We start from the raw sequence: 20,941 nt of genomic DNA, 5'->3' as shown, positions 1-20,941 counted from the left end.
AATTGATCGGCCGAACTCGCCGCCACGAGCCTTGAGGAGCCGTTCGCGGCAGCATGCACACCCTACCGAAGGGCTTTCACACTCATGTCCGATCACATTCCCATGCGCGTCGCGGTGGTGGGCGCGACCGGCCATCAGGGCGGTGCGACGGCGCGGCTGCTCGCGGGCCGGGGGCATCCGGTGCGCACCCTGAGCCGGCGTCCGGGGGCCGACCGGCCGGCGCTGCCCGGGGTGCTCGTCATCGACGGGGACCTCGGCCGGCAGGAGGACGTGCACCGGCTCTTCGACGGCGCGACCCACGCGGTGGTGACGATGCCGCTGGTCTACGAGGCGGAGAAGGTGATGCGCTACGCCCAGCACCTGGCCAAGGCGGCGCGGGAGAGCAGGCTGCGGCGGATCGTCTACAACGCCAACACCCGGATGCCGTCCGGGACCACGCGGCTGGCCGCGTTCGAGACGCGGCGGCTGGCCGAGACGGTGCTGCGGGAGGGGTTGGCGGACGGTGGTGCGGAGCTGGTGGTGCTCCGGCCTCCGGTGTACCTGGACAACCTCTTCAGCCCGTGGAACGGCCCGGCCCTGGTCGACGACGGCGTGCTGGCCTATCCGCTGCCCGAGGACTCCCCGGTGGCGTGGCTGTCGCTGTCGGACCTGGCGGGCGCCGTGGCCGCCGCGCTGACGGCCGAGGGGGTCGGGGGGCGCTCGTTCGACATCGGGGGCGCGCGGAGCCTGACGGGCGCCGAACTCGCAGAGGCGTTCGGGCGCGGGCTGGGGCGCACCGTCGAATACCGGCCGCTCGGGCCGGAGGTGTTCGAGCGCACGCTCGCACGGATCCTGGGCCCGGCCTCGGCGCACGGCGTGGCGGGCGTCTACCACTTCATGGCCGGGCGGACGGAGCCGCTGCTGATGGCGGACGACGGCGGGGAGTGGACGAAGGCGCTGGACACGGCGCCGGCGCCGGTGGAGGAGTGGGTGGCGCGCCAGCCGTGGCGGACCTGGTCGGAGCGGCCCGCGCAGACGGCGGAACCGGCCTGAGCGCGCGGCGCGCGGCCCGTATACGAGTTCCGGGACAAGGACCGGTTCCGCCAACACGGCGGACCGGTCCTTTCTCGTGCGTCTTGTCGATCCTGCTACGTCCTAGTAGTTAACACATAGCCGGATTGCCCCGTGCGGGACGCGGGGAAGCCTCATCCGGTACGCCTGCGCGCACCCCCGAGACCGCATCCTTTCCGTCCACCCGAGTGAACGCGGACTGGAGCCGACATGCACGCACCCGGCCGACCACCTGCCGAGCAGTTACAAAGTAGACACACACTGCGCAATCCCTCTCCATGTGCGCGAACCGACCTGCCCGCACAGCCCCCAGGTGATGTTGTGAAATCGCTGATTGGCCGCATTCCCGTCCTGGACGTCCGCCCGCTCGTCGACTGCGGAAGACGTCCCGCCAAGGCGGTGGCGGGTGAGACCTTCCAGATCACCGCCACCGTCTTCCGTGAGGGCCACGACGCCGTCGCCGCCGACGTGGTGCTGCGCGACCCCCGGGGCCGCAGGGCCCCGTTCACCCCGATGCGGGAACTGGCCCCGGGCACCGACCGCTGGGGCGCCTGGGTCACCCCCGGGACCGAGGGCGACTGGACCTACGCCGTGGAGGCGTGGAGCGACCCGGTGGCCACCTGGCGGCACACCGCGGAGGTCAAGGTCCCGGCGGGCATCGACACGGACCTCGTGCTGGCGGAGGGCGCCGAGCTGTACGAGCGCGCCGCCGCCGGGGTGCCGAAGAAGGACGGCCGGGAGTACGTGCTGGCCGTGGCCGACGCGCTGCGCGACGGCTCCCGCCCGCCCGCCGCCCGGCTCGGGGCCGTGCGCTGCCCCGACGCGAGCGGTGCGCTGGCGCGCCATCCGCTGCGCGAACTGGTCAGCTCCTCGGCCCGGCTGCCCCTGCGGGTGGAGCGGCGGAGGGCCCTGTTCGGCTCCTGGTACGAGCTGTTCCCGCGCTCCGAGGGCGCGGTCCTCGCGGAGGGCGAGCCCCCGGTGTCCGGCACCTTCCGCACCGCCGCCGAGCGGCTGCCCGCCGTCGCGGCGATGGGCTTCGACGTGGTGTACCTGCCGCCGGTCCACCCCATCGGCGCCACGCACCGCAAGGGCCCGGACAACGCGCTGGCCGCGGGCGCCCACGACGTCGGGGTGCCCTGGGCGATCGGCTCGGCCGAGGGCGGCCACGACGCGGTCCACCCGGACCTGGGCACGCTCGCCGACTTCGACCACTTCGTGCGGGCGGCGCGCTCCCTGCGGCTGGAGGTGGCCCTCGACTTCGCCCTCCAGTGCTCGCCCGACCACCCCTGGGTCAAGGAGCACCCCGAGTGGTTCCACCACCGGCCCGACGGCTCCATCGCCTACGCCGAGAACCCCCCGAAGAAGTACCAGGACATCTACCCGATCGCGTTCGACGCGGACATGCCCGGGCTGGTGGCGGAGAGCGTACGCCTGCTGCGCTTCTGGATGGACCGCGGTGTGCGCATCTTCCGTGTGGACAACCCGCACACCAAGCCCGTCGTCTTCTGGGAGCGCGTACTGGGGGAGATCCGCCGCACCGACCCGGACGTCGTGTTCCTGGCGGAGGCGTTCACCCGCCCGGCGATGATGCACGCCCTGGCGGCGGTGGGCTTCCAGCAGTCGTACACGTACTTCACCTGGCGTACCGCCAAGCACGAGCTGACGGAGTACATGGCGGAGCTGACCGGCGAGGCGGCCTCCTACATGCGGCCGAACTTCTTCGTGAACACGCCCGACATCCTGCACGGCTACCTCCAGGAGGGCGGCCGCCCCGCCTTCGAGGTACGGGCGGTGCTGGGCGCCACGCTCTCCCCCTCCTGGGGCGTCTACGCGGGCTACGAGCTGTGCGAGAACACCCCGCTGCGCCCCGGGAGCGAGGAGTACCTCGGCTCGGAGAAGTACGAGCTGAGGCCGCGGGACTGGGAGGCGGCCGAGCGCGAGGGCCGTACGATCACCCCGCTGATCACCCTGCTGAACCGGCTGCGGCGCCGCCACCCGGCGCTCCAGCAGCTGCGCGACCTCCACTTCCACCACGTCGACAACGACGCGGTGATCGCCTACTCGAAGCGCTCGGGAGCGGACGTCGTGCTCGTCGTCGCGAACCTCGACCCCCACCACACCCAGGAGGCGACGGTCTCGTTGGACATGCTGCGACTCGGGTTCGAAGAACACGAGACCGTACCGGTGCGCGACGAGCTCACCGGCGAGACCTATCACTGGGGCAGAGCCGTCTATGTGCGCCTAGAGCCGGGTGTCACGCCCGCGCACGTCGTCGCCCTGCGACCGTCCCCGCAGACCGGAGGGTCACCCACATCATGATCGTCAACGAGCCCGTCCCCGACACGTTCGAGGACACCCCCGCCCGCGACCGCGACCCCGACTGGTTCAAGCGGGCCGTCTTCTACGAGGTCCTGGTCCGCTCCTTCCAGGACAGCAACGGCGACGGCATCGGCGACCTCAAGGGCATCACGGCCAAGCTGGACTACCTCCAGTGGCTGGGGGTGGACTGCCTGTGGCTTCCGCCGTTCTTCAAGTCCCCGCTGAGGGACGGCGGCTACGACGTCGCCGACTACACCTCCGTGCTGCCCGAGTTCGGCGACCTGGCCGACTTCGTGGAGTTCGTCGACGCGGCGCACCAGCGCGGCATGCGCGTCATCATCGACTTCGTCATGAACCACACGAGCGACCAGCACCCGTGGTTCCAGCAGTCCCGGTCCGACCCGGACGGCCCCTACGGCGACTACTACATCTGGGCCGACGACGACAAGCAGTTCGAGGACGCCCGGATCATCTTCGTCGACACGGAGTCCTCCAACTGGACCTTCGACCCGGTGCGCAAGCAGTACTACTGGCACCGGTTCTTCTCCCACCAGCCGGACCTGAACTACGAGAACCCCACGGTGCAGGAGGAGATCATCTCCGCACTGCGGTTCTGGCTGGACCTGGGGATCGACGGCTTCCGGCTGGACGCGGTGCCGTACCTCTACCAGGAGGAGGGCACCAACTGCGAGAACCTGCCGCGCACCCACTCCTTCCTGAAGCGGGTCCGCAAGGAGATCGACGCCCACTACCCGGACACGGTGCTGCTGGCCGAGGCCAACCAGTGGCCCGAGGACGTCGTCGACTACTTCGGCGACTACCCCTCCGGGGGCGACGAGTGCCACATGGCCTTCCACTTCCCCGTCATGCCGCGCATCTTCATGGCGGTGCGCCGGGAGTCGCGCTACCCGGTCTCCGAGATCCTGGCCAAGACGCCGTCGATCCCGAAGAACTGCCAGTGGGGCATCTTCCTGCGCAACCACGACGAGTTGACGCTGGAGATGGTCACCGACGAGGAACGCGACTACATGTACGCGGAGTACGCCAAGGACCCGCGGATGCGGGCCAACATCGGCATCCGCCGCCGCCTGGCCCCGCTGCTGGACAACGACCGCAACCAGATCGAACTGTTCACCGCGCTGCTGCTGTCGCTGCCCGGCTCCCCGATCCTCTACTACGGGGACGAGATCGGCATGGGCGACAACATCTGGCTCGGCGACCGGGACGCCGTGCGCACCCCGATGCAGTGGACGCCCGACCGCAACGCCGGGTTCTCCTCCTGCGACCCGGGCCGGCTGTACCTGCCCACGATCATGGACCCGGTCTACGGCTACCAGGTGACCAACGTCGAGGCCTCGATGTCCTCGCCGTCCTCGCTGCTGCACTGGACGCGGCGGATGATCGAGATCCGCAAGCAGAACCCCGCCTTCGGCCTGGGCTCCTACACGGAACTGCCCTCGTCGAACCCGGCGGTGCTCGCCTTCCTGCGGGAGGCGCCCTCCCAGGACGGCGGCGGGGACGACGTGGTGCTGTGCGTGCACAACTTCTCCCGGTTCGCGCAGCCCACCGAGCTGGACCTGCGCGCGTTCAACGGGCGCCACCCGGTGGAACTCATCGGCGGGGTGCGGTTCCCCGCGATCGGCGAGTGGCCCTACCTGCTCACCCTCGCCGGACACGGCTTCTACTGGTTCCGCCTCCGCAAGGACGTCGCGACCGCCGCCCTCACCCCCGGCGCGGCGTCCGGGAAGGCCGGTGGCTCCCCGTCGCCGCGCACGCCGGGCGGCAGCCCGGCGGCCGAGGGCGGCCCACGGGCCTGACACCCCGGGGACGGGGGCGTCCGAAACGGCGCCCCCTGCTCCAGCGGGGCGGTTTCCCCCGCCCCGCTCCGGGCACTCTCCTCCTCATCCCCGCGCGCCGCCGGACAGCAACCGCTGCAATCCGGGACACTTTGCGCATTCGTGGTGTACCCGGGGAAAGGACGCGATGCCCATGTCGGAGGCTGCATCCATCCGGACACCGCTCGCCCTGCTTCCCTCCCTCGCGCCACTGCTGCACCCATGGCTGCCCCGCCAGAGATGGTTCGCCGGAAAGGGATCGGCCGTCACCGGATTCACCCTGGTGTCCGCCACCGAACTCCTGCCGGTGCGCGGCCCGGGCCCCGGGCTGCTGCACCTCCTCGTCCGGGTACGGCAGGCCGACCGGCCCCGGTCCGACGAGGGCGACTGCTACCAACTGCTCATCGGCACCCGCCGGGCGCTCCCCCCGGCCCTGGCCCCCGCGCTGATCGGCCCCGCCCGGCAGGGCCCGCTGCGGGGCCTCACCCTCTACGAGGGGACCCACGACCCCCGCCTCGCGGGCCTGCTGCTCGAACGCCTGCGCACCCCGGGAACCCTGGGGCCGCTGCGCTTCGAGCGGTACGCGGGCGCGCCCGGCACTCCCGTCCCCCCGGGCGGGCTGGCCGCGCGTCCGCTCGGCGCGGAGCAGTCCAACTCCTCCCTGGTGTACGGCGACGCCTACATCCTCAAGGTCTTCCGGCGCCTGCACCCGGGGCACAACCCGGACCTGGAGCTGCCGCTGGCCCTGGCCCGCGCCGGGTGCGACCGGGTGCCCGTCCCCGTGGCCTGGTACGCGTCCGCCGAGCCGGGGCCCTACACCCTGGGCGTCCTCCAGCCGTTCCTGCGCGGCTCCCGGGACGGCTGGGTGCTGGCACTGGAGGCGCTCGCCGCGGGCGACCCCTTCCGCGCCGAGGCGGCCGAACTGGGCCGGGTCACCGCCGAGGTGCACACGGCCCTCGCCGACGCCCTCCCGGTCGTCAAGCTCGGCGGCGCGCAGGCCGAGGAACTGGCCGCGGGGATGGCCGCGCGGCTGGAGGCCGCCGCACGGACCGTACCCGCGCTGCGCCCCTACGCGCCGCGGCTGCGGGCCGCCTTCGACGCGGTCGCCGCGCTGGGCCGCCGGGGCCGCATCTGGGCCGCCCAGCGGGTCCACGGCGACCTGCACCTCGGCCAGTTGCTGCGGGGCCCCGGCGGGGGCCCCTGGTCGGTGATCGACTTCGAGGGGGAGCCGACGCGGCCGCTCACCGAGCGCTGCCGCCCCCAGCCCGCCGTGCGGGACGTGGCGGGCATGCTCCGCTCCTTCGACTACGCGGCCCGCACCCACCGGCCGTGGCACCCCGCGTGGGCCCAGGCGTGCCGGGACGCCTACTGCGCGGGCTACGCCCGCACCGCCGGCGCCGACCCCCGCGAGGAGCCCGCCCTGCTGCGCGCCTACGAGACCGACAAGGCCGTCTACGAGGCAGTGTACGAGGCCCGGCACCGGCCGGACTGGCTGCCCGTGCCGATGGCCGCCGTCGAACGCCTCGCCGCCGGCGACTGACTTCCGCTCCCTCTCCCTCACCCCGTCACCCGTCACCCCGAACTCGCGCCCCCTGGAGGCCGACCCCGTGACCCCCCGCCGCTCCTCCGCCCCCCGTACGCCCCGACTCCCCGACCCCTCCGGCGCCGGGCCGACGGCCGCACCGGCGGCCTCCGCCGCCGCGGCTCCGGCTCCGGCTCCGGACACGGCTCCGGACACGGCTCCCGACCCGGCGGAGGGCACGGCACCGTCCGCCCCGGAGTCCGCCGCCGACGGAGAGCGGACCGCCCCGGCGGCGGCGGGCGACGAGGGCACCCCCGGCGGCGCGCCGCACGGGGCCTCCTCCGGCGGGGCGGCCGGCGCCCGGAAGCCGCCCGCGGCCCGCCGCGGCAGAAAGCGCGCCACTGCGGACCCGGCCGCGGGCGCCCAGGGGCCGAAGGCCACCGAAGGGGCCCCCGGGGCCGGGGACGGGACGGCCGCGGCCCCGCTGGCCGACGTCCCGCCGCAGACGCAGGGCGCCGAACCGCACCCCGCGCCCGCGGCGGTCGCGGCGGGCACCGGCCCGGCGCGCGGCGCCTCCCGCCGGGCACCGGCCCGCGCCGCCGAGCCCGCGGCCCTCGGGGGCGCGCCCGCCGGAGCCGCGGCGGAGACCGCCGCCCCCGCGGGGCAGACCTCCGCCGGGGGCGGCGGACGCACCGGAACCGCCCCGGGCGGCGGCCGTGCCGGACGGACGCCCGGCGGCGGCACGCCCCGCCCGCGCGGCCTGCGGGCCGCCGGGCCCCTCGGCGAGGAGGACCGGGGCCGGCTGCTGAGCGGCTGCCACCACGACCCCCACGCGGTCCTCGGCGCCCACACGGTGCGCGGCGGCATCCGGATCCGGGTGCTGCGCCCGCACGCCACCGCCGTCACGGTCCTGGCCAAGGGCCTGCGCACGGAACTCAACGACGAGGGCGACGGCCTCTTCTCCGGGGTACTGCCGCTGCGCACCGCCCCCGCCTACCACCTGCTCGTCACCTACCCGGACCACCCGGAGGGCTTCGAGACCGAGGACCCCTACCGCTTCCTGCCCGCACTCGGCGACCTCGACCTGCACCTCATCGGCGAGGGGCGGCACGAGCAGCTGTGGACGGCGCTCGGCGCCCACCCCATCACCCACCAGGGCGTGTCCGGCACCCGGTTCACCCTCTGGGCGCCCGACGCGCAGGGCGTGCGGGTGGCGGGAGACTTCAACTACTGGGACGGCACCGGTTTCCCGATGCGCTCGCTGGGGGCCACCGGGGTGTGGGAGCTGTTCGTCCCCGGGGTCGGGGAGGGGGCGCTCTACAAGTTCGACATCGCCCGCCCCGACGGCAGCCACACCGTACGGGCCGACCCCATGGCCCGCCGGACCGAGGTCCCGCCCGCCAACGCCTCCGTCGTGACCGCCTCCCACCACACCTGGCAGGACGGGGAGTGGATGGCGCGCCGGGGCGAGCGGCCCGTCCACGAGGCGCCGTTCTCCGTCTACGAGGTGCACCTGCCCTCCTGGCGGCCCGGGCTGAGCTACCGTCAGCTCGCCGAGCAGCTGCCGCGCTATGTGCGCGACCTGGGCTTCACCCATGTGGAGTTCATGCCCGTCGCCGAACACCCCTTCGGCGGGTCCTGGGGCTACCAGGTCACCGGCTTCTACGCACCGACCGCGCGGATGGGCACCCCCGACGACTTCCGCCACCTGGTCGACAGCCTGCACCGCGCCGGGATCGGCGTGCTGGTGGACTGGGTGCCCGCGCACTTCCCCCGCGACGACTGGGCCCTGGCCGAGTTCGACGGCCGGCCCCTGTACGAGCACGGGGACCCGGCCAGGGCGGCCCACCCGGACTGGGGCACGCTGGAGTTCGACTACGGCCGCAAGGAGGTGCGCAACTTCCTGGTGGCCAACGCCGTCTACTGGTGCGAGGAGTTCCACATCGACGGCCTGAGGGTGGACGCGGTCGCCTCGATGCTCTACCTGGACTACTCCCGCGAGGACGGGCAGTGGTCCCCCAACGAGTTCGGCGGCCGGGAGAACCTGGACGCGGTCTCCTTCCTCCAGGAGATGAACGCCACGGTCTACCGGCGCTGCCCGGGGGTGGTGACCATCGCGGAGGAGTCCACGGCCTGGGACGGCGTGACCCGCCCCACCCACCACGGCGGCCTCGGCTTCGGCCTCAAGTGGAACATGGGCTGGATGCACGACTCCCTCGGCTACGTCGAGCACGAGCCGGTGCACCGCAAGTACCACCACAACGAGATGACCTTCTCGATGGTGTACGCCTACAGCGAGAACTACGTGCTGCCGATCTCGCACGACGAGGTGGTGCACGGCAAGCGCGCGCTGGTGGCCAAGATGCCCGGGGACTGGTGGCAGCAGCGGGCCAACCACCGCGCCTACCTGGGCTTCATGTGGGCCCACCCGGGCAAGCAGCTGCTGTTCATGGGGCAGGAGTTCGCCCAGGGCGCGGAGTGGTCCGAGGGCCACGGCCCCGACTGGTGGCTGCTGGACCCCTCCTACGCCGCGGAGCCCGACCACCGGGGCGTACGGGACCTGGTGCGCGAGCTGAACGCGGTGTACGGCTCGACACCGGCGCTGTGGGAGCGCGACACCGCCCCGGAGGGCTTCTCCTGGGTGGACGGCGGGGCGGCCGAGGACAACGTCTTCTCCTTCCTGCGCTTCGGCGCCTCGGGCGAACCGCTGCTGGCCGTGACCAACTTCTCCCCCGTGGTGCGCCACGGGTACCGGCTCGGGGTGCCCGAGTCGGTACCGCTGTGGCGGGAGGTGCTCAACACCGACGAGGAGCGCTTCGGCGGTTCGGGGGTGGTCTGCGGGGAGCCGGTGAAGGCGGAGCCGGTGGAGTCGCACGGCCGGGGGGCCTCGATCGCCCTCGCGCTGCCGCCGCTGGCCACGGTCTGGCTGGCGCCCGCCCGGATGTGACGGGCCGCTTCGCGGGGGTGGGAGAGCGGTGGCGCTCCCACCCCCCGCCGGGTTCACCCGGCGGCGGAGGACACCACCGCGAGGTACCGGGTGGCCCGGGTGCAGGCGACGTACAGGTCGTTCACCCCGTACGCCGAGGCGGAGCGGATCAGGTCGGGCTCCGCGACGACCACGCTGTCGAACTCCAGGCCCTTGGCCGCCCTCGGATCGAGCAGCACCAGGGGCCGGGTCAGGTCGGGTTCCCCGCCCGCGCGGACGCCCGGCAGTGCGGCGGCCAGCTCCGGGTGGAGGCGGGCGGGGGCGATCACCGCCGTGCGTCCCTCCCCGCCCTCCGGGCGCCCGTCCCGGGCGGCCCGGCGGCCCTCCGCCGCGGCGGCTGCCACGGCCCCGGCCAGCCTGCCCGGCTCCGCGGTGGTCTCCCGCGGCGGCGCTCCGGTGGAGCGCACCGAGCGCGGGGGCTCGAAACCCGGGTCCCGGTCGCGCCGCAGCTCCGCGGCGAACTCCATGATCTCGGCGGGTGTGCGGTAGTTGACGCCCAGCCGGGCGTGCTGCCAGCGGTCCCCGACATAGGGGCCGAGGATCTCCTGCCAGGTTCCGCACCCGGCGGCGTCCCCGGTCTGCGCCGGGTCGCCGACCAGGGTCATGGAGCGGGTCGGGCAGCGGCGCATCAGCAGCCGCCACGCCATCGCGGACAGCTCCTGTGCCTCGTCGACGATGACGTGCCCGAAGGCCCAGGTCCGGTCGGCGGCCGCGCGGGCGGCGGCGGAGCGGTGGTCGGCCTCCTCGTGCCGGTCGGCCATCCGTTCGGCGTCGATGACGTCGTGGGCGGCCAGGACCTCGGACTCCTCGTCCTCGAACTCGTACGTCTGGGAGCCGTGCGAGAGCTCCAGCACGCCCCGGGCGTAGGCGATGCGGTCCTGGCGCTCGGCCTCGGCGGCGGCGCGGGCGGCGCTGTCGTCGGCGCCGAGGAGTTCGGCGGCCTCGTCGAGCAGCGGGACGTCGGCCGGGGTCCAGGGGCCGTCCGTGCGGCGCACGGCCTCGGCGTCCCCGGGGGCCAGATAGGGCGCGGGGTCGGCGAGGAGGTCGGCGACCAGGCGCTGCGGGGTCAGCTCGGGCCACAGCTCCTCCACGGCGGCGTGGACGGCCGCACTGGTGGCCACCTCCTTGGCGAGCTGGGCGATGTCGTCCGGGCCCAGCAGGTTCTCCCCGCCGTAGGGGTCGGCGCCGAGGCGGTCGGCGAGCTGCGCGGTGAGGGCGTCGACGACGCGGAAGGCGAAGTGCGGGCGGGCCAGGTTGTGCGGCAGCCCGGTGGAGCGGGCCCGGTCGCGGGCCTCCTGCGCCATCTCGCGGTGCAGCAGGAGCGTGCCGTACTCCTCGTGGTCGATCTCCAGGGCCGGCTCGGGCAGGGTGCCGCCCTCCTCGCCGGCGCCCTCGGGCAGGGCCTCGGGCAGCGACTGCCGGTCGGCGACCGCGCGCACGAGGACCTCCGCCATCGCCGCCCGGCCCTTGACCTCGGCGGCCTCGGGGGTGTCGGTCCCGGTGGCGTGCACGCCGGGGAAGAGCTCGCCGGGGGTGGCGAGCAGCACCCCGGTCTCACCCAGGGAGGGGAGCACCTCGCCGATGTACCCGAGGAAGGCGGGATTGGGGCCGACGATCAGCACCGCGCGCCGGGCGAGCTGCTCGCGGTGGGCGTACAGCAGGTAGGCGGCGCGGTGCAGGGCGACGGCGGTCTTGCCGGTGCCGGGTCCGCCCTCGACGACGAGCACCCCGTGGCGGGGGGCGCGGATGATGCGGTCCTGCTCGGCCTGGATGGTGCGCACGATGTCGGCCATGCGGCCGGTGCGCGCGGCGCCCAGCGCGGCGAGGAGCACCTCGTCGGCGTCGTGCGACTCGTGCCCGGTGCGGGTGGTGTCGGCGAGGTCGAGGAGTTCGTCGTGGAGGGCGGTGACGGTGCGGTCCCGGGAGGTGATGTGCCGGCGGCGGCGCAGGCCCATCGGCTCGTGGCCGGTGGCGAGGTAGAAGGAGCGGGCGACGGGGGCCCGCCAGTCGACGAGGAGCGGGGTGTGCTGCGGGTCGTCGGCACGCATTCCGATGCGGCCGATGTGGTGCCGGGAGCCGTCCAGGTGGTCGATCCGCCCGAAGCACAGACCGGTGTCGACCGCGTTCAGTGCGGAGAGCCGGCCGGTGTGCTCGGCGACACCCACGTCCCGCTCGACGCGTGCCTGGAGGCCCGTGGTGACCTGGCCCATCGTGGTCGCGACGGCGTCCTCGGCCTGCTCCCGGAGCGTGTCGAGGCGCTCGTAGAGCCGGGTGACGAATTGCTGTTCGTCCCGCAATTCCTCGGTTGACAATTCTTCTCCTGCCGCGTTAGGGTGAAGCCAGTTGGAATTTCCAGCTTATCCGTCATGCAATTTCGACGGACACGCCAAAACATTCAATATACGCACTGCCACCCCCCGACCGTCAATGCGGTGGGGGTTTTTTCGTGTGCGCATCGCCCGGTCCGCGCCGGCCGCGAGGGTGGCCCGGGGCGGGGCCGTGCGGCACCGGTGTCAGTGGTCGCCCCTACCGTGGGGACCTGTTGGGAACGGGCAGCACAGGACTGCCGGTTCGGTCCTGGGGAGGGGTCTGCCATGTCTCGCACGACGACGTATCTGGAGCTGTCTCAGGAGGGCGGCGGCGCGCACAAGTTCTACGAGGTGACGGTGGAGGGGACGAACGTCTCGGTGCGCTACGGGCGCATCGGCACCCCGGGGCAGCTCCAGACCTCCTCGTTCCCCACCGGGCAGAAGGCCCGGGACGCGGCGCAGCGGAAGATCGGGGAGAAGGTCCGCAAGGGGTACGCCCCCGCGGTGCAGGGCGGGCGCGCGGCGCGGCCGGTGACACGGCGCCAGGTCTCCTCCGCACCGTCCACGGCCCGTGCCGCCGCCCCGGTCCTGTGGCGTTTCCGCACCGGCTCCGCGGCCTTCGGCATCCACATCGGCGAGGACCGCTGCTGGGTGGGCAACCAGGCGGGGGACGTGTACACGCTCGGGCACGACGGCGAGGTGCTGGCCCGCTACTCGCTGCCCGAGGGCGTCAAGTGCCTGGTCGCCGACGACTTCTGGATCTACGCGGGCTGCGACGACGGCACGGTCTACGACCTGTCCTCCAAGGTCCCGTTCGCGGCCTACGCCGTCGCACCGGACGTCGACATCTTCTGGCTCGACATCCACGAGGGCGTGCTCGACGTCTCCGACGCCGACGGCGGCCTGACCGTCATCGACCACGAGGACGAGTTCCAGTGGTCGCGCCGCTCCACGGGCGGCCAGGCGTGGATGGTCCGCGCGGACGGCCGCGCCGTGTACCACGGCCACCAGCGGGGCGTGACGGCCTACGCGCCCGACGGCAACGGCGAGTTGTGGCACACCCCGACCGCCGGGGGCGTGCTGTTCGGCTGGCAGGAGGAGCACGCGGTCTACGCGGGCACCGCCCGCGACGTGGTGCAGCGGCTCGCCAAGGCGGACGGCGCGGTGGAGGCGACCTACCGGTGCGACGCCGCGGTGTACTCCTGCGCCACCTCGGCCGACGGCCGGCACGTGTTCGCGGGGGACTCCGCCTCCTCGGTCTACTGCTTCGACGCCGACGGCACCCGGCTGTGGAAGCTGCGCACCGGTGGTGGTTCCGCCCTGTCGATGCAGTACCGGGAGGAGCGCCTGTACATGGTCACCACGGACGGGTCGCTGCTGTGCATGGACGCGAGCGAGGCGGCCGTCGCCGACGCCCGGCGGGGCTCGGTCCCGGTCGCACGGGACGTGAAGTCGGCAGCCGCGCTGCCGACCTACACCCCGCCCTCCTCGGCGGCCGCCGTCGCCACCGTCTCCGAAGCCCCGGCGGGCGGCGTGGTCGTGGAGTGCATCCCCTCGGGCGGCCGCCTGCGCGTCCATGTGGTCTCCGAGGGCTACGAGCCCTCGTGGAACGTCCAGTTCCCGCGCGGCATCCGGGAGGCGGGGGCCCGGTACGTGGTGGATGCGCTGCATCCGGCGGACTCCGGCTTCTACCGGGTGCGCGGGGAGATACGCCGACTGGTCTGACGCCCCCGGGCCCCGGAGGAGGACGGGCCGCGGCGGGGAGTCCGGTCGCGCGCTCCCCGCCGCGGGCGGACGTCCGCCCGCGGCGGGGAATGCGGGGGCCCCGGTGCACGCCGGGTGCGACCGGGGCCCGCGCGGCCACCGGTCCGACCGCGCGGGGGAGGGGCGGGCGGACCGGTGGCGTTCCGGGGGGAGCCGCCGCGGGTCAGAGGGCGGCGGGCGCGCGCTCGTCGTCGCGGCGGCCCGTCGGGGATTCCTCCTCCGGCCGTCCGGCCGGGTCGGGGGCGGGGTCGCCGCCCTCGGCCCGGGCCGGGGCCCCGTGGTGGTCGTCGAGGAGCGTCCGCTCGTCGAAGGGCACCTTGCCCGCGAGGACCAGCGCGGCCCGCTCCTTGTCGATCTCCTTGGTCCAGGTGCCGACGAGGACGGTCGCCACCGCGTTGCCGGCGAAGTTCGTCAGGGCCCGCGCCTCGCTCATGAAGCGGTCGATCCCGACGATCAGGCCCACGCCGTCGACCAGTTCGGGCCGGTGCGACTGGAGGCCGCCGGCCAGGGTGGCGAGCCCCGCGCCGGTCACCCCGGCCGCCCCCTTGGAGGCGATCACCATGAAGACCAGCAGGGAGATCTGCTCGCCCGCGCCGAGGGGCGTACCGGTGGCGTTGGCGATGAACAGGGAGGCCATCGTGAGGTAGATGGCGGTCCCGTCGAGGTTGAAGGAGTAGCCCGTCGGCACGGTGATGCCCACCACGGGCCTGCTGACGCCCAGGTGCTCCATCTTGGCGATCAGCCGGGGCAGCGCCGACTCGGAGGAGGAGGTGGAGAGGATCAGCAGGAACTCCCGGCCCAGGTACTTCAGGAGGGCGAGGATGCCGGTGCCCGCGCACAGCCGCAGCAGCAGCCCGAGCACGACGAAGACGAAGAGGGCGCAGGTGAGATAGAAGCCGATCATGATGACGGCGAGGGACTTCAGGGCGTCGAGTCCTGTCTCGCCGACCACCGCGGCGATCGCTCCGAAGGCGCCCACGGGGGCCACCCACATGATCATGGCCAGGATGCGGAAGACCAGCCGCTGGATGTGGCCGATGCCGCGCAGGACCGGTTCGCCCGCCGGGCCCATCGCCTGGAGCGCGAAGCCCGCCAGCAGGGCCACCAGCAGCGTCCCGAGGACCTCTCCCTCGGTGAAGGCGGAGACCAGCGTGGTCGGGATGATCCCGAGGAGGAAGTCGGTCGTGCTCTCGGCGCCGCCCTCGGCCTGGGCCGCCCCCGCCTCGCGGGCCGCCTCCGTCAGCTGGAGGCCCGAGCCGGGCTCCAGCAGGTTGCCGACGAGCAGCCCGATGGCGAGGGCGACAGTGGACATGACCAGGAAGTAGCCGAGGGCCAGCCCGCCGACCGCGCCGACCTTGGCGGCCTTGCGCACCGAGCCGATCCCCAGCACGATCGTGCAGAAGATCACCGGCGAGATCATCATCTTGATGAGGCCCACGAAGCCGGTGCCGAGGGGCTTCAGCCCGACGGCCGCCGCGGGGGCGGCGAACCCCACGGCGATGCCCAGGACCACCGCGGCGATCACCGCGAGATAGAGGTAGTGGGTCCGGTCCCGTCCGGTGTCGGCTGCGGCCACGGGGGGCCTCCTTGTCGTGTCGCGTGCGTCCATGTCCCGTTGGATCCCCGCGACTATCCACCAGGCCTGTGACCCCGGTCACCGTTGTGGTCGTTTCGTTCACGGGCCCGGTGGCGCTCCCGGCCTCACACGGCCGGCCTCAGGAGACGGGGAACCAGTCCGACAGGCGCCGGGCGATGACCGGTAGGTCGACGCCGTCCTGCGCGACGCGCTCGACGAAGGGGCCCGCGACGGAGACGGGCGGCGGAGCGGTGCCGGCGCCGGCGCCGTTGAACCGCAGGAAGACGCGCATGCCAAGCCAGGCCGTGCGCTTGTTGCCGTCGATCAGCGCGTGGTTGCGGACGACGGAGTGCAGCAGTGCCGCCGCCTTCTCGTGCAGCGCGGGATACAGCTCGACCCCGAAGACATGGGTCCGGGGCCGTTCGATCGCCGACACCAGGAGTCCCATGTCACGCACGCTGTGCCCGGTGCCGTTGACCGTCCGGGCGATGGTGAGGATCTCGTCGATCTGGACGTGGCGCACCTCGGTCACTTCAGGTAGTCCAGGATCTCCGCATCGCTGTCCATGAGTTCGGCCAGGACGTCGTCGACCTTCAGTTCCGCCCGGTTCTGGGCGTCCCGGATGGCCTCGATGGCCAGTTCCTGCTTGCTGCGGCCCTCTCGACGAGCGCGCTCGGTCAGCTTCGCGTCGAGGTCTTCGGGGAGTCGGAGTGTCATCGCCATACGGCGATGATACCGGGGTGGTATCTGGGTGGCGAGACGACACCGGCCGCCCCGGGACCCGCACCGCCCCGTGAAACCGCGGCCGGGACCGTTCCGCACGGGCCGCCCCGGCCGACGCGTACCACCGGCGAAGGCGAAGGCGCGTCCGACAGGCTCACGGCACGTCGATGTCGACGTCAACGTGCCGTGAGCCTGTCGGGCGCGCGGTGCCGCCGTGCAGACTGACCGGATGCGCCTCCCCCGCCCCCGCAGCCTCGCGGGACAGCTGTTCGCGATGCAGGCCGTCCTGGTGGCGGCGATCGTCGCGGGCTGCGCGCTGTTCACCTACACCGCCGACCGCTCACAGGCCGAGGAGTCCGCCCGGCGGCAGACGGCCGCCACCGCGGCGGCCGCGGCCCGGTCCCCCTCGGTGGCGCAGGCCGTCCGGTCCGCCGACCCCTCCGCTCCGCTCCAGCCGTACGCCGAGGCGCTGCGCAGGGACGCGGGAGTGGACTTCGTGGTGGTCATGGACCCGCGGGGGGTGCGCTGGACCCACCCCGAGCCGGACCGGATCGGGCGCACCTACCTGGGCCACATACGCCCCGCGCTGGCGGGCGAGGTGTTCAGCGAGCAGTACTCGGGCACGCTGGGCCCCTCCGTGCGAACCGTGGCGCCGGTGCGCGACCCGCACAGCGGGGAGGTCGTCGCGATCGTGAGCGCGGGCATCACCGTCGAGGAGATCACCGAGCGGGTGGGACGGCAGGTCGGGGGGCTGCTGCTGGTCGCCGGGGCGGCCCTGGCGCTCGGCGGGCTGGGCACGTACGTGGTCAACGCCCGGCTGCGCCGCCACACCCACGGGATGAACGCCGCCGAGCTGGGCCGGATGTACGACTACCACCAGGCCGCGCTGCACGCCGTGCGCGAGGGGCTGGTGATGCTCGACGGCGGACGCCGGATCGCCCTCGCCAACGACGGCGCCCGGGAGCTGCTCGGCCTCGGGGAGGACGCCGTGGGCCGCCCGGTGGCGGAGCTCGGGCTGCCCGCGCCCCTGGCCGGGGCGCTGCTGTCCGCGGAACCGCGGGTCGACGAGGTGCATCTGACGGAGGAGCGGGTGGTCGTGGTGAGCACCCGGCCCGTGGTCGGCGGTGAGCGGCGCGGCACGGTGGTGACCCTGCGCGACCGTACGGAACTCCAGTGCCTGGCGGGCGAGCTGGACTCGGAGCGCGGGTTCACCCAGGCGCTGCGGTCGCAGGCGCACGAGGCGGCGAACCGGCTGCACACCGTGGTCTCCCTGATCGAGCTGGGCCGGGCCGACGAGGCGGCGGGCTTCGCCACCGCCGAGCTGGAGCTGGCGCAGGCGCTGACCGACCGCGTGGTGGAGGCGGTGGCCGAGCCCGTCCTCGCGGCGCTGCTGCTGGGCAAGGCGGCACAGGCCAACGAGCGCGGTGTGGAGCTGCGCCTCACCGAGGACAGCCGGATCGACGACCGGCAGCTGCCCGACCGGATGTCGCCGAGGGACCTGGTGACGATCCTGGGGAACCTGGTCGACAACGCCGTCGACGCCGCCTCGGGCGCCCCCGGGGACGACGGCGGGAACGGGGACGGCGGTGGGAACGGGGGCCGCGCCACGGGGCGTGCCGCGCGGCCGCGGGTGACCGTGACGCTGCGGGCGGAGCACGGGGAGCTGCTCCTGCGCGTCCGCGACACCGGGCCCGGGATCGACCCGGAGCACGTCGAGGCCGCCTTCCGGCGGGGCTGGTCCACGCGGGGTCCCGGGCGGGGCATCGGGCTGGCGCTCGTCCGGCAGGCCGTGCACCGGGGACGGGGCACCGTCGACGTGGACCGGGGCGCGGAGGGCGGCGCCGTGCTCACCGTGCGGCTGCCGCTGCCCGGACCCGCCCTGCCCGCACCGCACGGGCCCGACCGGCCCGCACCGCACGGCCCCGCACCGCACGGGCCCGCCGGACCGTCCTCCGTGAAAGGGGCGCTGCTGTGACCATCGGAGTCCTGGTCGTCGAGGACGAGGCCGTCGCCGCGGACGCCCACGCCCAGTACGTGGGCCGGGTCCCGGGCTTCCGCGTCGCGGGCGTCGCGCGCTCGCGCGCGGAGGCCGTCCGGGTGCTGGAGCGCACCCCGGTGGACCTGCTGCTGCTGGACCTGTACCTGCCCGACGGCCACGGCCTGCACCTGGTGCGCTCGCTGCGCGCCGCCGGGCACGGGGCCGACGTGATCGCGGTGACCTCGGCACGCGACCTGGCCGTCGTCCGCGAGGGCGTCTCGCTCGGGGTCGTGCAGTACGTGCTCAAGCCGTTCACCTTCGCCACCCTGCGGGACCGCCTCGGGCGCTATGCCGAGTTCCGGGCGGCGGCGGGTGAGGCCAGCGGCCAGGAGGAGGTCGACCGGGCGCTGTCGGCGCTGCGGTCGCCCGGCACCGCCGCCACGGTCCCCAAGGGCCTCAGCGCCCCGACCCTGGAGGCGGTGGCCCGGGCCCTGCGGGACACCCCCGAGGGGCTGACGGCTGCCGGGGCCGCCGGGGCCCTCGGCATGTCCCGGATCACGGCGCGGCGCTATCTGGAGCACCTGGTGGCATCGGGCCGCGCGGCGCGGGCTCCGCAGTACGGGCAGGTGGGGAGGCCGGAGCTGCAGTACCGCTGGCTCTCCTCACGCCGCTGAGGCGCGGTGGCGGGCGTGCCCCGCCCGGTGCCCGAGGAGCGGCATCCGGACACCGGCGTCCGGAGATCGGAAGATCACCTCGCATGTTCCTCCACCGGGACGGTTCGGAGCTTCCCACGAGCCGTGACTTGAGCCGAACGCACCGTGGTCGCCCGCGCCCGGCCGCCCGTACGGTGTGCCGGTGCACCCCACCCCGTCCCCACCGTTCAACGCCCTCGCCGCCCGCCGGCTGCGTGAGGCCCTCGGCATGGCCCACGTCCATGTCTCCTACGGGCTGCGCGCGCAGTACGGCCTCCATGTCCCGCCCGAGACGGTCGCCGCCTGGGAGCGGGGGGCGGCCACGCCGGACGCGAGGGAGCTCAGCGCCCTGGCGGGGGTGCTGTGGTGCTCCCCTGCCGAACTGCTCGCCGCCGCGACGACCCTGCGCGAGCACCGGATCTCCCGCGGCTGGTCCCCGGAGGAACTGGCGCGGAGCATCGGCATGGACGCCTCGTCCTATCTGCGCATGGAGGACTCCGGGCGCTGGCGGGGCAGCGAGCGGCAGACGGAGGCGCTGGCCTCCGTCCTCCGGCTGACCCCGCGGGCCCTGCTCGCGGCCACCGGACGCGACGAGCAGCTCGCCGAGCTGCTGCGCTCCGCGGTGGGGGCGCGCTGGCAGGCGTATGTGCGTCCGGTGTCGAGGATGGTGCCGCTGGGCCGGGAGCAGGTGGAGGACGTCCTGCGGCGGCTGCACGCCGACTACCAGTCCCGCATGGTGGCGACACTGAGCTGGGGAGACGCCTCCGAGGACACGGGCGGGGCGGGGCGCGCGTTCATGGAGCGGATCGTCGACCACTTCTGGGCGGTGGCGGAGGGCCGGAGCCACGGCGGCTGAGAGCCCCGGCCCCGGGCGGGGGACCCCGCGGGGCGGCCGTCCGTGAAGGCCCCCGCGGCGGCGCCCCCGCCGGCGCACCCCGTCAGAACACCGACTCCGCCTCGTCCATCCGGTCCTCCGGCACGGTCTTCAGCCGCGTCACCGCGTCGGCCAGCGGCACCATCACCACCCGGGTGCCGCGCAGGGCGGTCATCATGCCGAACTCCCCCCGGTGAGCGGCCTCCACCGCGTGCCACCCGAACCGCGTCGCCAGGACCCGGTCGTAGGCGGTCGGGGTGCCGCCGCGCTGGACATGGCCGAGGATGACCGGCTTGGCCTCCTTGCCCAGCCGCTGCTCCAGTTCCGAGGCCAGCCGGTTGCCGATGCCCTGGAAGCGCTCGTGGCCGAACTGGTCGATCTCCCCCTTGGCGTACTCCATCGACCCCTCGGCCGGGTGGGCTCCCTCGGCGACGCACACCACGGCGAACTTCTTGCCGCGCGCGAAGCGCTCCTCGACCATCTTCACCAGGTCGTCGACCTGGAAGTGCCGTTCCGGCAGGCAGATGCCGTGGGCTCCGCCCGCCATGCCCGACTCCAGGGCGATCCAGCCCGCGTGGCGGCCCATCACCTCGACGACCATCACCCTCTGGTGCGACTCGGCGGTGGTCTTCAGCCGGTCGATCGCCTCGGTGGCGACCGTCACGGCCGTGTCGAAGCCGAAGGTGCGGTCGGTGGCGGAGATGTCGTTGTCGATGGTCTTGGGGACGCCGACCACGGGCATACCGGCGTCGGCCAGCATCCGGGAGGCGGTCAGGGTCCCCTCGCCGCCGATGGGGATCAGTGCGTCGATGCCGTAGCGGCCCACCAGCTCCGCCGCGTTCTCCGCGGCTTCGCGCAGCCGCCCGCGCTCCAGCCGGGTGGAGCCCAAAATGGTGCCGCCCCGGGCGAGGACACCCCCGACCGCGTTCAGGTCGAGGGGGCGGAAGTGGCCGTCGAGCAGGCCCCGGAAGCCGTCCTCGAAGCCGATGACCTCGTCGCCGTGGCCGGTGAGGGCGCGGTGGACGACGGAACGGATCACTGCGTTCAGCCCCGGGCAGTCGCCGCCCGCGGTGAGGACTCCGATGCGCATCGTGCCGTGTCTCCTGCTCGTCGCCGGATACTGCGCGTACAACGCAACGCTCGGTCCCGATTGTCCCACGGGCGGCGCACCCGCCGCCCCTTCGGCGCCCGGCCTCGGGCCCCGCCCACCGGCACGGGACGGATGCTCCGCGCCCCACTCCCCCGACGGGCGCCCTACCGATCACCGAGGGTACTGTCAAGAGGGCGGTGCCGCCCCGGGCGGTTCTTCCGTG

The 20,941-nt window shown here is 74.0% G+C and carries 14 protein-coding genes; 9 read left to right on the top strand and 5 right to left on the bottom strand.

The annotated features are described in order from the left end of the window. The first annotated feature begins 84 nt into the window (after window positions 1-84). From ACGF15_RS05255 to glgB, 5 genes are all read left to right on the top strand, one after another. Window positions 85-1,032, top strand: a complete 948-nt coding sequence (locus tag ACGF15_RS05255; RefSeq protein WP_362606761.1) for an NmrA family NAD(P)-binding protein — start codon at window positions 85-87, stop codon at window positions 1,030-1,032. 348 nt (window positions 1,033-1,380) lie between these two features. Beyond that, window positions 1,381-3,369, top strand: a complete 1,989-nt coding sequence (locus ACGF15_RS05250; protein WP_392797054.1) for an alpha-1,4-glucan--maltose-1-phosphate maltosyltransferase — start codon at window positions 1,381-1,383, stop codon at window positions 3,367-3,369. Beyond that, a complete protein-coding gene (treS, locus tag ACGF15_RS05245; RefSeq protein WP_345616510.1) occupies window positions 3,366-5,186 on the top strand; it encodes a maltose alpha-D-glucosyltransferase in 1,821 nt (606 codons plus the stop codon). Before ACGF15_RS05250 ends, treS begins: the two co-directional genes overlap by 4 nt. 172 nt (window positions 5,187-5,358) lie before the next feature. Beyond that, entirely contained in the window at window positions 5,359-6,744 is a 1,386-nt protein-coding gene (locus ACGF15_RS05240; protein WP_392796948.1) for a maltokinase, read from the top strand. Between the two features lie 742 nt (window positions 6,745-7,486). Beyond that, the gene (gene glgB, locus ACGF15_RS05235; protein WP_392797053.1) at window positions 7,487-9,673 is read left to right on the top strand and encodes a 1,4-alpha-glucan branching enzyme; all 2,187 of its coding nucleotides are present in this window, start codon (window positions 7,487-7,489) and stop codon (window positions 9,671-9,673) included. A 53-nt stretch (window positions 9,674-9,726) separates the two neighbouring features. Here the strand turns inward: glgB and ACGF15_RS05230 are convergent, their stop codons facing one another. Next, window positions 9,727-12,009 carry a HelD family protein gene (locus ACGF15_RS05230; RefSeq protein ID WP_392797052.1) on the bottom strand — a complete coding sequence of 761 codons (2,283 nt, stop codon included), beginning with the start codon at window positions 12,007-12,009 and terminating at the stop codon, window positions 9,727-9,729. 297 nt (window positions 12,010-12,306) lie between these two features. Between ACGF15_RS05230 and ACGF15_RS05225 the strand changes: the two genes are divergently transcribed. Then, window positions 12,307-13,746, top strand: a complete 1,440-nt coding sequence (locus ACGF15_RS05225; protein ID WP_392796947.1) for a WGR domain-containing protein — start codon at window positions 12,307-12,309, stop codon at window positions 13,744-13,746. Window positions 13,747-13,948: 202 nt separating this feature from the next. On the opposite strand, the gene ACGF15_RS05220 is transcribed toward ACGF15_RS05225, so the two are convergent. From ACGF15_RS05220 to ACGF15_RS05210, 3 genes are all read right to left on the bottom strand, one after another. Beyond that, complete coding sequence (locus ACGF15_RS05220) at window positions 13,949-15,361, bottom strand: cation:dicarboxylate symporter family transporter (RefSeq protein ID WP_345613233.1); 1,413 nt, start codon at window positions 15,359-15,361, stop codon at window positions 13,949-13,951. A gap of 139 nt (window positions 15,362-15,500) precedes the next feature. Next, on the bottom strand, window positions 15,501-15,893 hold the full coding sequence (locus ACGF15_RS05215) for a type II toxin-antitoxin system death-on-curing family toxin (protein WP_392796946.1): 393 nt from the start codon (window positions 15,891-15,893) through the stop codon (window positions 15,501-15,503). After that, window positions 15,890-16,084 (bottom strand): ribbon-helix-helix protein, CopG family, encoded by a 195-nt coding sequence (locus ACGF15_RS05210; RefSeq protein ID WP_180329038.1) that lies wholly within the window; start codon window positions 16,082-16,084, stop codon window positions 15,890-15,892. Before ACGF15_RS05210 ends, ACGF15_RS05215 begins: the two co-directional genes overlap by 4 nt. A 229-nt stretch (window positions 16,085-16,313) precedes the next feature. Between ACGF15_RS05210 and ACGF15_RS05205 the strand changes: the two genes are divergently transcribed. The 3 genes from ACGF15_RS05205 (at window position 16,314) to ACGF15_RS05195 (ending at window position 19,610) form a co-directional block, all read left to right on the top strand. Beyond that, entirely contained in the window at window positions 16,314-18,059 is a 1,746-nt protein-coding gene (locus ACGF15_RS05205; protein WP_392796945.1) for an ATP-binding protein, read from the top strand. Beyond that, window positions 18,056-18,736, top strand: coding sequence for a response regulator (locus tag ACGF15_RS05200; RefSeq protein ID WP_345613225.1), 681 nt, complete (start codon window positions 18,056-18,058; stop codon window positions 18,734-18,736). The genes ACGF15_RS05205 and ACGF15_RS05200 overlap by 4 nt, the downstream gene beginning before the upstream one ends. Before the next feature lie 181 nt (window positions 18,737-18,917). After that, the gene (locus tag ACGF15_RS05195) at window positions 18,918-19,610 is read left to right on the top strand and encodes a helix-turn-helix domain-containing protein (RefSeq protein WP_392796944.1); all 693 of its coding nucleotides are present in this window, start codon (window positions 18,918-18,920) and stop codon (window positions 19,608-19,610) included. A gap of 82 nt (window positions 19,611-19,692) precedes the next feature. On the opposite strand, the gene ACGF15_RS05190 is transcribed toward ACGF15_RS05195, so the two are convergent. Further along, window positions 19,693-20,718 carry an ATP-dependent 6-phosphofructokinase gene (locus ACGF15_RS05190; RefSeq protein WP_345613221.1) on the bottom strand — a complete coding sequence of 342 codons (1,026 nt, stop codon included), beginning with the start codon at window positions 20,716-20,718 and terminating at the stop codon, window positions 19,693-19,695. Window positions 20,719-20,941 lie beyond the last annotated feature (223 nt).

Source organism: Streptomyces sp. NPDC048001 (assembly GCF_043203115.1).
GTDB lineage: Bacteria > Actinomycetota > Actinomycetes > Streptomycetales > Streptomycetaceae > Streptomyces > Streptomyces sanyensis.
This window is presented reverse-complemented; position numbering and strand designations above follow the sequence as displayed.